This window comes from Cytobacillus sp. FSL R5-0377 (genome assembly GCF_038004385.1).
Taxonomy (GTDB): Bacteria; Bacillota; Bacilli; order Bacillales; family Cytobacillaceae; genus Cytobacillus.
On record NZ_JBBORA010000001.1, the window covers coordinates 1,976,740 to 1,990,210 of the forward strand.

The window sequence follows — 13,471 nt, forward strand, 5'->3', positions numbered from 1 at the left end:
AAGTTTCACATATATAAAAAAACTAATCCCTATTGGAATTAGTTTGAAAATGGTATGTATAATGGTGGGCCTAAATGGACTCGAACCATCGACCTCACGCTTATCAGGCGTGCGCTCTAACCAGCTGAGCTATAGGCCCATATGTGTTGGAGCGGGTGAAGGGAATCGAACCCTCATCATCAGCTTGGAAGGCTGAGGTTTTACCACTAAACTACACCCGCTTTGTAAGGAATATAAGTTGGAGGCAACACCCGGATTTGAACCGGGGATGGAGGTTTTGCAGACCTCTGCCTTACCACTTGGCTATGCTGCCTTAAAAAAAATGGCTGGGCTAGCAGGATTCGAACCTGCGAGTGACGGAGTCAAAGTCCGGTGCCTTACCGCTTGGCTATAGCCCAATAATAATGCAATTTAAAAGAATAATGGGGCGATTGATGGGAATCGAACCCACGAATGTCGGAGCCACAATCCGATGCGTTAACCACTTCGCCACAACCGCCACTATCCTACTGGCAGGGGTAGTAGGAATCGAACCCACATCAAAGGTTTTGGAGACCTTCGTTTTACCATTAAACTATACCCCTATATCAATGGTGGAGGGGGGCAGATTCGAACTGCCGAACCCGAAGGAGCGGATTTACAGTCCGCCGCGTTTAGCCACTTCGCTACCCCTCCAAGTCTGTAAAGACTAAGAAAATGGTGGCTCAGGACGGAATCGAACCGCCGACACAAGGATTTTCAGTCCTTTGCTCTACCGACTGAGCTACTGAGCCAAAATAATATTATATCCCTAAATCTAAATAAATGTGCTTCAAAGCCATGCGTTCTTTGTCGCAGATTTTAAAAGCATGCTATTCGATGATGAAAAGCTTCGCAGCTGCATTCTTTTAAAATCCTCTACCGACTGAGCTACTGAGCCAAAGCTTATATCTCTTTGTAAAAATGGCGGTCCGGACGGGACTCGAACCCGCGACCTCCTGCGTGACAGGCAGGCATTCTAACCAACTGAACTACCGGACCGGATTGCGGGGGCAGGATTTGAACCTGCGACCTTCGGGTTATGAGCCCGACGAGCTACCGGACTGCTCCACCCCGCGATAGTATTATTTATGTGATTTGTCTATGCTCACATCAAGCATTTCATCGCAGCTTATTCGGTGATATAACCGCCCCGCGACAATAATATTAAAGAAAATATGGAGGAGGAAAGGGGATTCGAACCCCTGCGCGGTTTGACCCGCCTGTCGGTTTTCAAGACCGATCCCTTCAGCCGGACTTGGGTATTCCTCCAATGTTGTATAAGATAATCATATTGGTAGCGGCGGAGGGGATCGAACCCCCGACCTCACGGGTATGAACCGTACGCTCTAGCCAGCTGAGCTACACCGCCGAAATGATTATATATTTTATGGTGGAGCCTAGCGGGATCGAACCGCTGACCTCCTGCGTGCAAAGCAGGCGCTCTCCCAGCTGAGCTAAGGCCCCATGTAAAAGAAGTGTCGCTGGTCGGGAAGACAGGATTCGAACCTGCGACCCCTTGGTCCCAAACCAAGTGCTCTACCAAGCTGAGCTACTCCCCGTAATATGGCGCGCCCGAGAGGAGTCGAACCCCTAACCTTTTGATCCGTAGTCAAACGCTCTATCCAATTGAGCTACGGGCGCAAAATAATGGAGCGGAAGACGGGATTCGAACCCGCGACCCCCACCTTGGCAAGGTGATGTTCTACCACTGAACTACTTCCGCTTAAAATGGTGCGGGTGAAGGGAGTCGAACCCCCACGCCTTGCGGCGCCAGATCCTAAGTCTGGTGCGTCTGCCAATTCCGCCACACCCGCAATATGAAATTAAAATGGTGAGCCATGAAGGACTCGAACCTTCGACCCTCTGATTAAAAGTCAGATGCTCTACCGACTGAGCTAATGGCTCTCACTAAAATTACGTTGCCTAAATCCTGAAACTTCCAGGTCAGATGTTCCAAAGCCCTGCGTGCTTTGTCACAGATTGCTATTCAGATGATGAATCTCACTGATGCTGCAATCTGCTCTACCGACTGAGCTAATGGCTCATACCTCTTTGAAGAGCATTTTGCTCATTCAGGAGTTATGGTGGAGGATGACGGGATCGAACCGCCGACCCTCTGCTTGTAAGGCAGATGCTCTCCCAGCTGAGCTAATCCTCCAAAGTGGTGACCCCTACGGGATTCGAACCCGTGTTACCGCCGTGAAAGGGCGGTGTCTTAACCGCTTGACCAAGGGGCCATATAAAGTTACCCAAACAGGGTTGCCCGGCAGCGTCCTACTCTCACAGGGGGACAGCCCCCAACTACCATCGGCGCTGAGAAGCTTAACTTCCGTGTTCGGTATGGGAACGGGTGTGACCTTCTCGCTATCGCCACCGGACTATTTGGTTGAAGAAACTTCGTTCCCTCAAAACTAGATAATGTATGAAGAAGCATTTTGCCGAGTATTCACCAATGACTTGTCTAGCTTCGGCTCCTAACTTCTCTCGAAGTTGAACAGTCGCCTCCGCTTTTCATTTTGGTTAAGTCCTCGATCGATTAGTATCAGTCAGCTCCACATGTCGCCACGCTTCCACCTCTGACCTATCAACCTGATCATCTTTCAGGGATCTTACTAGCTTGACGCTATGGGAAATCTCATCTCGAGGGGGGCTTCATGCTTAGATGCTTTCAGCACTTATCCCTTCCGCACATAGCTACCCAGCGATGCCTTTGGCAAGACAACTGGTACACCAGCGGTGCGTCCATCCCGGTCCTCTCGTACTAAGGACAGCTCCTCTCAAATTTCCTGCGCCCACGACGGATAGGGACCGAACTGTCTCACGACGTTCTGAACCCAGCTCGCGTACCGCTTTAATGGGCGAACAGCCCAACCCTTGGGACCGACTACAGCCCCAGGATGCGATGAGCCGACATCGAGGTGCCAAACCTCCCCGTCGATGTGGACTCTTGGGGGAGATAAGCCTGTTATCCCCGGGGTAGCTTTTATCCGTTGAGCGATGGCCCTTCCATGCGGAACCACCGGATCACTAAGCCCGACTTTCGTCCCTGCTCGACTTGTAGGTCTCGCAGTCAAGCTCCCTTGTGCCTTTACACTCTGCGAATGATTTCCAACCATTCTGAGGGAACCTTTGGGCGCCTCCGTTACTTTTTAGGAGGCGACCGCCCCAGTCAAACTGCCCACCTGACACTGTCTCCCGCCCCGATAAGGGGCGCGGGTTAGAATTTCAATACAGCCAGGGTAGTATCCCACCGACGCCTCCACCGAAGCTGGCGCTCCGGCTTCTCAGGCTCCTACCTATCCTGTACAAGCTGTACCAAAATTCAATATCAGGCTACAGTAAAGCTCCACGGGGTCTTTCCGTCCTGTCGCGGGTAACCTGCATCTTCACAGGTACTATAATTTCACCGAGTCTCTCGTTGAGACAGTGCCCAGATCGTTACGCCTTTCGTGCGGGTCGGAACTTACCCGACAAGGAATTTCGCTACCTTAGGACCGTTATAGTTACGGCCGCCGTTTACTGGGGCTTCGATTCAAAGCTTCGCTTGCGCTAACCTCTCCTCTTAACCTTCCAGCACCGGGCAGGCGTCAGCCCCTATACTTCGCCTTGCGGCTTCGCAGAGACCTGTGTTTTTGCTAAACAGTCGCCTGGGCCTATTCACTGCGGCTCATCAGGGCTATTCACCCTAATGAGCACCCCTTCTCCCGAAGTTACGGGGTCATTTTGCCGAGTTCCTTAACGAGAGTTCTCTCGCTCACCTTAGGATTCTCTCCTCGCCTACCTGTGTCGGTTTGCGGTACGGGCACCTTTTCCCTCGCTAGAGGCTTTTCTTGGCAGTGTGGAATCAGGAACTTCGGTACTAAATTTCCCTCGCCGTCACAGCTCAGCCTATGTGGTAACGGGATTTGCCTCGTTACCGGCCTAACTGCTTGGACGCGCTAATCCAGCAGCGCGCTTACCCTATCCTCCTGCGTCCCCCCATTGCTCAAACGGTAAAGAGGTGGTACAGGAATATCAACCTGTTGTCCATCGCCTACGCTTTTCAGCCTCGGCTTAGGTCCCGACTAACCCTGAGCGGACGAGCCTTCCTCAGGAAACCTTAGGCATTCGGTGGATGGGATTCTCACCCATCTTTCGCTACTCATACCGGCATTCTCACTTCTAAGCGCTCCACCAGTCCTTGCGGTCTGGCTTCAACGCCCTTAGAACGCTCTCCTACCACTGACATCGAAAGATGTCAATCCACAGCTTCGGTGATACGTTTAGCCCCGGTACATTTTCGGCGCGGAGTCACTCGACCAGTGAGCTATTACGCACTCTTTAAATGGTGGCTGCTTCTAAGCCAACATCCTGGTTGTCTAAGCAACTCCACATCCTTTTCCACTTAACGTATACTTTGGGACCTTAGCTGGTGGTCTGGGCTGTTTCCCTCTTGACTACGGATCTTATCACTCGCAGTCTGACTCCCATGGATAAGTCTTTGGCATTCGGAGTTTGTCTGAATTCGGTAACCCGATGGGGGCCCCTAGTCCAAACAGTGCTCTACCTCCAAGACTCTTACTACATGAGGCTAGCCCTAAAGCTATTTCGGAGAGAACCAGCTATCTCCAAGTTCGATTGGAATTTCTCCGCTACCCACACCTCATCCCCGCACTTTTCAACGTGCGTGGGTTCGGGCCTCCATCCAGTGTTACCTGGACTTCACCCTGGACATGGGTAGATCACCTGGTTTCGGGTCTACGACCACATACTCATTCGCCCTATTCAGACTCGCTTTCGCTGCGGCTCCGTCTTCTCAACTTAACCTCGCATGTAATCGTAACTCGCCGGTTCATTCTACAAAAGGCACGCTATCACCCATTAACGGGCTCTAACTACTTGTAGGCACACGGTTTCAGGATCTCTTTCACTCCCCTTCCGGGGTGCTTTTCACCTTTCCCTCACGGTACTGGTTCACTATCGGTCACTAGGGAGTATTTAGCCTTGGGAGATGGTCCTCCCTGCTTCCGACGGGATTTCTCGTGTCCCGCCGTACTCAGGATCCACTCTGGAGGGAACGAAGTTTCAACTACAGGGCTTTTACCTTCTCTGGCCGGCCTTTCCAGACCTGTTCATTTACCTCGTTCCTTTGTAACTCCGTATAGAGTGTCCTACAACCCCAGGAGGCAAGCCTCCTGGTTTGGGCTAATCCCGTTTCGCTCGCCGCTACTCAGGGAATCGCGTTTGCTTTCTCTTCCTCCGGGTACTTAGATGTTTCAGTTCCCCGGGTCTGCCTTCTATACCCTATGTATTCAGGTAAAGATCCTATCCCATTACGGATAGGGGGTTTCCCCATTCGGAAATCTCCGGATCAAAGCTTACTTACAGCTCCCCGAAGCATATCGGTGTTAGTACCGTCCTTCATCGGCTCCTAGTGCCAAGGCATTCACCGTGCGCCCTTTCTAACTTAACCGTATTTGACAGGTTCATCGAAGATGAACAAAATCAAAGGTATTTAACTCTATTTAATAATAGAGAGAATTCACTAAAATGGCGATTACTCGGTTATTGCTTCTTCATAATCATTATCTAGTTTTCAAAGAACGAAATATTTGAGAGATTAGTTCTCTCAAAACTAAACAAAAACAGAAAGCATCACGTCTCTTGTAAATATTCCTTAGAAAGGAGGTGATCCAGCCGCACCTTCCGATACGGCTACCTTGTTACGACTTCACCCCAATCATCTGTCCCACCTTAGGCGGCTGGCTCCAAAAGGTTACCCCACCGACTTCGGGTGTTACAAACTCTCGTGGTGTGACGGGCGGTGTGTACAAGGCCCGGGAACGTATTCACCGCGGCATGCTGATCCGCGATTACTAGCGATTCCGGCTTCATGCAGGCGAGTTGCAGCCTGCAATCCGAACTGAGAATGGTTTTATGGGATTCGCTTAACCTCGCGGTTTTGCAGCCCTTTGTACCATCCATTGTAGCACGTGTGTAGCCCAGGTCATAAGGGGCATGATGATTTGACGTCATCCCCACCTTCCTCCGGTTTGTCACCGGCAGTCACCTTAGAGTGCCCAACTGAATGCTGGCAACTAAGATCAAGGGTTGCGCTCGTTGCGGGACTTAACCCAACATCTCACGACACGAGCTGACGACAACCATGCACCACCTGTCACCCTGTCCCCCGAAGGGGAACGCCCTATCTCTAGGGTTGTCAGGGGATGTCAAGACCTGGTAAGGTTCTTCGCGTTGCTTCGAATTAAACCACATGCTCCACCGCTTGTGCGGGCCCCCGTCAATTCCTTTGAGTTTCAGCCTTGCGGCCGTACTCCCCAGGCGGAGTGCTTAATGCGTTTGCTGCAGCACTAAAGGGCGGAAACCCTCTAACACTTAGCACTCATCGTTTACGGCGTGGACTACCAGGGTATCTAATCCTGTTTGCTCCCCACGCTTTCGCGCCTCAGCGTCAGTTACAGACCAAAGAGTCGCCTTCGCCACTGGTGTTCCTCCACATCTCTACGCATTTCACCGCTACACGTGGAATTCCACTCTTCTCTTCTGCACTCAAGTTCCCCAGTTTCCAATGACCCTCCCCGGTTGAGCCGGGGGCTTTCACATCAGACTTAAGGAACCGCCTGCGCGCGCTTTACGCCCAATAATTCCGGACAACGCTTGCCACCTACGTATTACCGCGGCTGCTGGCACGTAGTTAGCCGTGGCTTTCTGGTCAGGTACCGTCAAGGTACCGGCAGTTACTCCGGTACTTGTTCTTCCCTGACAACAGAGTTTTACGATCCGAAAACCTTCATCACTCACGCGGCGTTGCTCCGTCAGACTTTCGTCCATTGCGGAAGATTCCCTACTGCTGCCTCCCGTAGGAGTCTGGGCCGTGTCTCAGTCCCAGTGTGGCCGATCACCCTCTCAGGTCGGCTACGCATCGTCGCCTTGGTGAGCCGTTACCTCACCAACTAGCTAATGCGCCGCGGGCCCATCTGTAAGTGATAGCCGAAACCATCTTTCAGCTTTCCCTCATGTGAGGGAAAGAGTTATCCGGTATTAGCCCCGGTTTCCCGGAGTTATCCCAGTCTTACAGGCAGGTTGCCCACGTGTTACTCACCCGTCCGCCGCTGACTTCAGGGAGCAAGCTCCCATCAGTCCGCTCGACTTGCATGTATTAGGCACGCCGCCAGCGTTCGTCCTGAGCCAGGATCAAACTCTCCATATAAGAGTTGATATAGCTCGATTGTCTTTTCAAAAAAGACTAATGATTAAACGTTGACGTTTCTGTTTTGTTTAGTTTTCAAAGAACTAATATGCTAACTTCTTTCGAAGTGACAACGATATTCATCTTATCATCTTTCCTTGTAGAAGTCAACAAGTTTTTTACCTTTTTCTATTTGATAGATCCAAGCAAATTATAAGTTTTTTCTTTACCGCTGAGCGAAACCTCTTAGCGACAAAGACTATCTTACAATAATTCAATACCTATAGTCAATACTTTATTTTAAAAAATTGCATGCAACATATTTTTTCTAAAACTATGCGCATGCATCTTTTCTTCTTTAGAGAATATACCTCTTCATCCATGCTTCAATTATGTCCAGCATTTCTGCGCTCAATGGATTTGAAAGACTTCTTTTATAAATTGACTTTAGCTTTATCATAGAAGTTTCTTCTTCCTGTTCTCTAAGAAGGTGGTTCATATTCGAAACATTATAGCTTTCAGCAGGGCCATTCACCTTTTCAGCAAAAAGATGGACATGCCTAGGATCCACTTGAACATCTTTATTACCGGTAATCGAAAGAACAGGACATGTAATTGCAGCCAAATCTTCTTCTATATTATATTTAAAGTGCTCTCTTGCCCATTTTGCATTGATCTTTGTAAATCCTTTTTTCATCACTGCCGCTTCTGAGTCCATCATTTCATTGAAAAGCTTCTTTTGTTTGGATGCTGTATTTGTATGAACTTTTAAAGCTCGAAGAATAAATCCATTAACACCCTTCAGCCTTTCAACTTCCTCTTCCAGCAGCTTTACTTGCAGCTCAGAAGCTTCCCTGACATTCATCGCGTGACCGGCAAGGAGGATAATTCCCGCAGCTTCTGCACTTCTATTAATAGGAGGAATTAAAGTACACCCTTCACTGTGTCCCAGCAAAAAAATTCTTTCAGGGTCGATTTCCGGCATTTCGCGGACTGCCTTCACTGCAGCAATCCCGTCGTTTACTAAATCCCACATACCTGTTTCATAAAAATCGCCGCCGCTCTCACCGGCTCCCCGCTTATCATATCTTAGAACAGCCACTCCGGCGGATGCAAAAAACTCAGCGAACAGTTTATAAGCATTCATCTGCATAACCTTCGCATTGCCGTCCCGGTCAACAGGGCCTGAACCATGAATGATAATAACAAGGGGAAGCTTCCCTTCTGACTCCTTAGGTAAACTTATGGTCCCCTTTATATCTACATCTGTATTAAGTACGATCTCGCGTTCCTTCATTACGAGTACCCCCAATTAATGACTTCATATATGAGACGTTTACTTATAAAAATCGTTCAGTTTTTTTATTATTTTTTTGAGGCAATACTAAGAGCAAGTCTTATTTGTATTAGAAAGGGCTGATTTTATGCCAAGGAAAGCAGCATCAGCAAACAGCGGAGAAGAGACGGAGAAGGATAGTCCAGCACCACCAAATACACCTGCCAAAAACAGCGAGGATGAAGTAAGCAAACTAAATAGGATGTTAGCTTCTGTGTTAAATTATCTATCAGATGATGAAGTAGAAGAAATTGATATCGAGTATTTGCTTGCAAATACGGAAGGCCTCCGGGAATGGTGGGATCGATTCAGGGAAAACAATAAGAAACAAATCGAGGAAGAAATTAAGAATTCACTTGGCTCATTATCACTTGAGGAGCTCGAGAGTATTCGGGAACAAATTAAGAGTAAATAGCTTTACCATTAAAAAGGACTCAGTTGCCTAAAGCACCCGAGTCCTTAATTATTTATTGTTCCACAAGCTCTTTGCCTGTTAATTCAATATGTCCTTCTCCCCAGTTGCACATTGCGTCCAGGATGGGGCGAAGAGACCATCCGTAATCTGTTAAAGAATAGATAACCTTTGGAGGAACTTGATCAAAAACAGCACGGTTTACTACGCCATCCGCTTCAAGCTCGCGCAGCTGCTGGGTCAGCATCTTTTGTGTAATCCCCGGCATAAGCCGCTTAAGTTCGCTAGTTCGCTTTTCACCTTTAATTAAATGACACATGATGACCACTTTCCACTTTCCGCCAATCACATCTAATGTTGCTTCTACCGGAATATTATAAGCCAACTTCATTCCCCCTCTTTTTTATAGGTACTAAAAAGTGCCTACATTACTTTAAAGTGCGTACTGTTCTTTTTGATTCATGCCATCCATAATAGCATAAGGAAGCATAAAACAAAATGGTGAAAATGACCATAGGTTACTTTTTAGTGCCTGCATTACTTTAAAGTACGTACTGTTCACCATGCTTGGCATGCTTCATACTAACATTCACTAAGACTGAATAGCCAAGGCGCCTGGCTGGGATGTCTTTGCTCCATCCGATACTTTTAATATAAGGAGGATTCATATCCAATGAGTTCTATTGCTATAAATGCACAAAAAGAAAAAGGCGGCACCTTTGCCCTGCTTGCACTCGCAATCAGCGCATTCGGGATTGGCACTACAGAGTTTGTACCTGTTGGGCTGCTGTCGACCATTTCAGGTGATATGGGAATTTCCATTACTTTGGCCGGTTTATTAATTTCCTGCTATGCCATGGGAGTTGCCATTGGAGCGCCTGTATTAACTGCTTTAACCAGTAAAATGAACAGAAAGTCTTTGCTCATGTCATTAATGGTTTTGTTTATCATCGGAAATTCAGTCGCAGCCCTGTCCACCTCTTTTTCTCTTTTGCTGGCTGCACGTTTTATTACTGCTTTTTCACACGGCATCTTTTTCTCAATCGGCTCGACCATAGCAGCTGATTTAGTTCCTGAGAATAAACGTGCCAGTGCGATAGCTTTTATGTTCACCGGTTTAACTGTCGCAACTGTGACAGGCGTCCCGCTCGGAACATTTATCGGGCAGACGTTCGGCTGGAGAGCTACATTCTGGGGCGTGGCGCTGCTTGGGGTAATTGGAATTATCGCCAGTTCCATATTAGTTCCTAAAGACCTTGAGCAAGCACCCGCTTCTAAGTTCAGTGAACAGCTGAAAATTTTAAGCAGCGGAAGACTGCTTTTAGCATTTAGCATCACCGCATTGGGATATGGCGGCACATTTGTTGCTTTTACCTATTTGACTCCGCTTCTCGAAGATGTAACAGGGTTTAGCCCAAAATGGGTCAGCATCATTCTTCTTGCTTACGGAGTGGCCGTGGCGATTGGCAATGTGCTTGGCGGAAAAGCTTCTGACAAAAATCCATTAAAAGCATTGCTTTGGATGTTTACTCTGCAAGCCATTATTCTGGGCCTGCTCACCTTTGCCGCACCTTTTAAAATCCTTGGACTTATTGCTATTTTTCTAATGGGCTTATTTGCTTTCATGAATGTGCCAGGTCTTCAAATTTTAGTGGTAAACCTGGCTGAAAAATATGTACCTTCAGCTGTCAATGTGGCTTCCGCATTAAATATCGCAGCTTTTAATATCGGGATTGCTATCGGCTCATTTGCAGGCGGACTGATTGTCGACTCTATCGGCTTGATTCACACTCCGTGGATTGGCGGAGTAATGGTGCTTGGGGCCGTAATCCTGACAGGAAGACTAAAGAAACTTGAAACAAATCAAACTAACTAATTAATTAAGGAGTGTCTTAATATGAATAACCTATCTTTATCAAGTACTGCAGCACTTGCCAATGGAGTAAAAATGCCAAGGATCGGTCTTGGTGTATTTAAAGTGGAAAAGGAAGAAGAACTAATAACAGCTGTTAAATCAGCAATTGAGATTGGATATAGAAGCATCGACACAGCTTCCATATACGGCAACGAGGAATGGGTTGGGGAAGCTATCCGCCAGTCTGGCATAAATAGAGAGGATATCTTTGTCACTTCAAAAGTCTGGAACGCCGACCAGGGCTATGAAGCAACACGTAAGGCGTTTAACAGCTCATTGAAGAAAATGGGACTTGAATATCTTGATCTTTATTTGATCCATTGGCCTGTTGAAGGGAAGTACACAGAAACTTGGAGAGCATTGGAAGACCTATATAAAGAAGGAAAAATCAAAGCAATTGGCGTCAGCAACTTTCAGATCCACCATTTAGAAAATCTATTGGAAACTGCTGAGATCAAACCAATGATTAACCAAATTGAATTGCACCCGAAATTGGCACAGGCTGAACTGCGTGCTTTTGCCGCTAAACATGATATGCACATTGAAGCATGGGCTCCACTTATGCAAGGCGGGTTGTTTGAAAATGAGATCCTGAAGGGACTTGCTGAAAAACACGGTAAATCCATTGCGCAAATTGTCCTGAGATGGCACCTGCAAAACGGCATTATTGTTATTCCTAAATCAACAAAGCCTAAACGCATTAAAGAAAATGCAGATTTATTTGGCTTTGAACTATCTCAGCAAGATATGGACTTGATTGATTCTTTAGATGAACATCTGCGTGTTGGACCAGATCCCGACAATTTTGATTTCTAATATAGAAGTTTTTAGATAGGGAGCTTGAAGCTTCTTTCTAACATTGAAAAAGCAGGGACTCCCCTGCTTTTTTTCAATTTATTCAATTGTTTTTAAAAGCGGCAAAGCAATATCTATTAAAGTACCTTCACCAATCTTACTTTTATATACAATAGTTCCATTATGCTGCTTGATGATCTTATGGCAAATCATAAGTCCGAGCCCCGTCCCTTTTTCTTTTAATGTATAAAAAGGTTCACCGAGTCTCGTCAGAAATTCGTCAGGTATTCCACAGCCCTGGCCCTGAAATGAGACAATACATTCCCCATCATTATTACTCCTTAGGGAAATCTCAATATCTCCTCCATTATCCATAGCTTCCATTGCGTTTTTTAAGATGTTCAAAAGAACCTGTTTGATTTGATTTTTTTCGCACGAGATCAAAAATACACCATCAGTAAAATGCAGCTTAAACTGAATACCGTTCATATTTGCCTGAGGGGATAATAACTCGACTGTATTTACTATGATATCCTTTAAATCTGCAGTTTCCATTTTAATCGCCTGCGGTTTTCCTAGAGAAAGCATTTCAGTAGTGATATTTTCTATGCGCTCCAGCTCGCTCAGCAGTAATTCATTAATTTGGCTATTGTCACTTCTATAAAGCTGAAGGAAACCTTTGATGGTTGTAAGCGGGTTTCTGATTTCATGGGCAACCCCGGCTGCAAGCTCCCCGACAATAGATAATTTCTCAGATTGCAAAAGAAATTCCTCTGCCTTTTTCCGTTCAGATATATCCCTGCTAATCATAACAACATGCTCGATTACACCCTTTTGGCCTTCAACAGGCATACTCCTTGACTCAAATTCAATCCAGTGGCCATTTCTGTGTCTTAATCGGAACTCCATTGTCATTTGTTCATTATGTTCAAATATCCATTGCATGCCTTCACGGAACTTCTCCGCCTCATCAGGATGAATAACAATATCTATTTCCATATCTTGCAGTTCCATTACTTTATAACCCAAAACAAACTCATGAGACGGAGATAAATAACTGAAACTTCTATTCCTGCCCATAACTGCGATAAGGTCTGAAGTATTCTCAGCAATTAAACGGTATTTAGACTCACTTTCTTCCAGCGTCATTTCCATCCGCTTTTTTTCTGTGATAATTCGAATCAGCTTTTCATAGGACTCAATAAGCAAACTCCCAACTATGACACCAAGCCCCACAAACAGAAGATATTCCAGATGAAAAATCGGCCTGTCTCTAAAAACGTTAAAAATGATCGGTACCGTTATAATATAAACAATACAATAAGCACCATATAACATGGCTGTTTTTCTAACTGCCTTATGGTACTGGGCATATCTATGTACAACAATAAAAGCAAGCAAAATAAGCAGTAACCCTACTATGGCAGGCAGCCAATTCTCACTGACTGCAAGCCTCGTGACAAGTGCAATAATTGCGGTAATTACCCCTGCTCCCGGCCCCAAATAGGAAAATACCAAAATCAAAATGGCATAGCGAATATCATAGCTATAGCCCTGCTCATTAAAAGATAAACCCACTAGAATGACAGAAATAATTCCTGCATACACCCCACCCAAGAGATGGAGATCCTTAAGGGGTTTATGACTGATAAAAGAACGAAGAATTAAAGGCACACTGACCAATAATGAAAAAATGGAGAGATTGACAATGTAGTCTAATAGTATCAAGGAGGCTCCCACCCATATAGAGAAATTCTTAATATTCTTTCTTTATCATAAACCAGAGCTGATGACCTTTCCACT

The 13,471-nt window shown here is 46.4% G+C and carries 6 protein-coding genes, 20 tRNA genes and 3 rRNA genes; 3 read left to right on the forward strand and 26 right to left on the reverse strand.

Annotation, left to right across the window (positions count from 1 at the left end; genetic code table 11):
- Positions 1–62: 62 nt before the first annotated feature.
- The 24 genes from NSQ49_RS10110 to NSQ49_RS10225 form a co-directional block, all read right to left on the reverse strand.
- Positions 63–139, reverse strand: a tRNA-Ile gene (locus NSQ49_RS10110).
- Between the two features lie 8 nt (positions 140–147).
- Positions 148–221 (reverse strand) — tRNA-Gly (locus NSQ49_RS10115).
- 18 nt (positions 222–239) lie between these two features.
- A tRNA-Cys gene (locus NSQ49_RS10120) sits at positions 240–313 on the reverse strand.
- Positions 314–323: 10 nt separating this feature from the next.
- Positions 324–398: transfer RNA gene (locus tag NSQ49_RS10125), tRNA-Gln, on the reverse strand.
- Between the two features lie 25 nt (positions 399–423).
- Positions 424–499: transfer RNA gene (locus NSQ49_RS10130), tRNA-His, on the reverse strand.
- An 11-nt stretch (positions 500–510) separates the two neighbouring features.
- Positions 511–584, reverse strand: a tRNA-Trp gene (locus tag NSQ49_RS10135).
- Between the two features lie 7 nt (positions 585–591).
- Positions 592–675 (reverse strand) — tRNA-Tyr (locus tag NSQ49_RS10140).
- Positions 676–697: 22 nt separating this feature from the next.
- A tRNA-Phe gene (locus tag NSQ49_RS10145) sits at positions 698–773 on the reverse strand.
- Positions 774–943: 170 nt separating this feature from the next.
- A tRNA-Asp gene (locus NSQ49_RS10150) sits at positions 944–1,020 on the reverse strand.
- A gap of 3 nt (positions 1,021–1,023) precedes the next feature.
- Positions 1,024–1,097, reverse strand: a tRNA-Met gene (locus NSQ49_RS10155).
- 100 nt (positions 1,098–1,197) lie between these two features.
- Positions 1,198–1,290 (reverse strand) — tRNA-Ser (locus tag NSQ49_RS10160).
- Between the two features lie 23 nt (positions 1,291–1,313).
- Positions 1,314–1,390 (reverse strand) — tRNA-Met (locus tag NSQ49_RS10165).
- A gap of 19 nt (positions 1,391–1,409) precedes the next feature.
- Positions 1,410–1,485, reverse strand: a tRNA-Ala gene (locus NSQ49_RS10170).
- Between the two features lie 18 nt (positions 1,486–1,503).
- Positions 1,504–1,580, reverse strand: a tRNA-Pro gene (locus tag NSQ49_RS10175).
- Positions 1,581–1,585: 5 nt separating this feature from the next.
- A tRNA-Arg gene (locus NSQ49_RS10180) sits at positions 1,586–1,662 on the reverse strand.
- Between the two features lie 7 nt (positions 1,663–1,669).
- Positions 1,670–1,744 (reverse strand) — tRNA-Gly (locus tag NSQ49_RS10185).
- 6 nt (positions 1,745–1,750) lie between these two features.
- Positions 1,751–1,835: transfer RNA gene (locus NSQ49_RS10190), tRNA-Leu, on the reverse strand.
- 15 nt (positions 1,836–1,850) lie between these two features.
- Positions 1,851–1,926 (reverse strand) — tRNA-Lys (locus NSQ49_RS10195).
- A gap of 177 nt (positions 1,927–2,103) precedes the next feature.
- Positions 2,104–2,179: transfer RNA gene (locus NSQ49_RS10200), tRNA-Val, on the reverse strand.
- A 4-nt stretch (positions 2,180–2,183) separates the two neighbouring features.
- A tRNA-Glu gene (locus NSQ49_RS10205) sits at positions 2,184–2,258 on the reverse strand.
- 24 nt (positions 2,259–2,282) lie between these two features.
- Positions 2,283–2,399, reverse strand: a 5S ribosomal RNA gene (gene rrf, locus NSQ49_RS10210).
- A 138-nt stretch (positions 2,400–2,537) separates the two neighbouring features.
- Positions 2,538–5,473: ribosomal RNA gene (locus NSQ49_RS10215) — 23S ribosomal RNA — on the reverse strand.
- 208 nt (positions 5,474–5,681) lie between these two features.
- A 16S ribosomal RNA gene (locus NSQ49_RS10220) occupies positions 5,682–7,231 on the reverse strand.
- Together the 16S, 23S and 5S rRNA genes with 20 tRNA genes alongside form the textbook arrangement of a ribosomal RNA operon.
- A gap of 337 nt (positions 7,232–7,568) precedes the next feature.
- Complete coding sequence (locus NSQ49_RS10225) at positions 7,569–8,507, reverse strand: alpha/beta hydrolase family protein (RefSeq protein ID WP_159868879.1); 939 nt, start codon at positions 8,505–8,507, stop codon at positions 7,569–7,571.
- Positions 8,508–8,634: 127 nt separating this feature from the next.
- On the opposite strand from NSQ49_RS10225, the gene NSQ49_RS10230 reads away from it, so the two are divergent.
- A complete protein-coding gene (locus NSQ49_RS10230) occupies positions 8,635–8,961 on the forward strand; it encodes a hypothetical protein (RefSeq protein WP_159868882.1) in 327 nt (108 codons plus the stop codon).
- A gap of 52 nt (positions 8,962–9,013) precedes the next feature.
- Here NSQ49_RS10230 and NSQ49_RS10235 read toward each other — a convergent pair whose 3' ends face one another.
- On the reverse strand, positions 9,014–9,343 hold the full coding sequence (locus NSQ49_RS10235; protein WP_159868885.1) for a winged helix-turn-helix transcriptional regulator: 330 nt from the start codon (positions 9,341–9,343) through the stop codon (positions 9,014–9,016).
- Positions 9,344–9,631: 288 nt separating this feature from the next.
- Between NSQ49_RS10235 and NSQ49_RS10240 the strand changes: the two genes are divergently transcribed.
- The gene (locus tag NSQ49_RS10240) at positions 9,632–10,834 is read left to right on the forward strand and encodes an MFS transporter (RefSeq protein WP_251284863.1); all 1,203 of its coding nucleotides are present in this window, start codon (positions 9,632–9,634) and stop codon (positions 10,832–10,834) included.
- Between the two features lie 21 nt (positions 10,835–10,855).
- The gene (locus NSQ49_RS10245; protein WP_159868891.1) at positions 10,856–11,689 is read left to right on the forward strand and encodes an aldo/keto reductase; all 834 of its coding nucleotides are present in this window, start codon (positions 10,856–10,858) and stop codon (positions 11,687–11,689) included.
- 78 nt (positions 11,690–11,767) lie between these two features.
- Here NSQ49_RS10245 and NSQ49_RS10250 read toward each other — a convergent pair whose 3' ends face one another.
- On the reverse strand, positions 11,768–13,396 hold the full coding sequence (locus tag NSQ49_RS10250; RefSeq protein WP_159868894.1) for an ATP-binding protein: 1,629 nt from the start codon (positions 13,394–13,396) through the stop codon (positions 11,768–11,770).
- Between the last annotated feature and the right edge of the window lie 75 nt (positions 13,397–13,471).

Excerpts from the sequence above, each read along its gene's own strand:
- NSQ49_RS10225 (WP_159868879.1), bottom strand. The coding sequence starts at position 8,507 with ATGAAGGAACGCGAGATCGTACTTAATACAGATGTAGATATAAAGGGG.
- NSQ49_RS10230 (WP_159868882.1), top strand. The coding sequence starts at position 8,635 with ATGCCAAGGAAAGCAGCATCAGCAAACAGCGGAGAAGAGACGGAGAAG.
- NSQ49_RS10240 (WP_251284863.1), top strand. The coding sequence starts at position 9,632 with ATGAGTTCTATTGCTATAAATGCACAAAAAGAAAAAGGCGGCACCTTT.
- NSQ49_RS10245 (WP_159868891.1), top strand. The coding sequence starts at position 10,856 with ATGAATAACCTATCTTTATCAAGTACTGCAGCACTTGCCAATGGAGTA.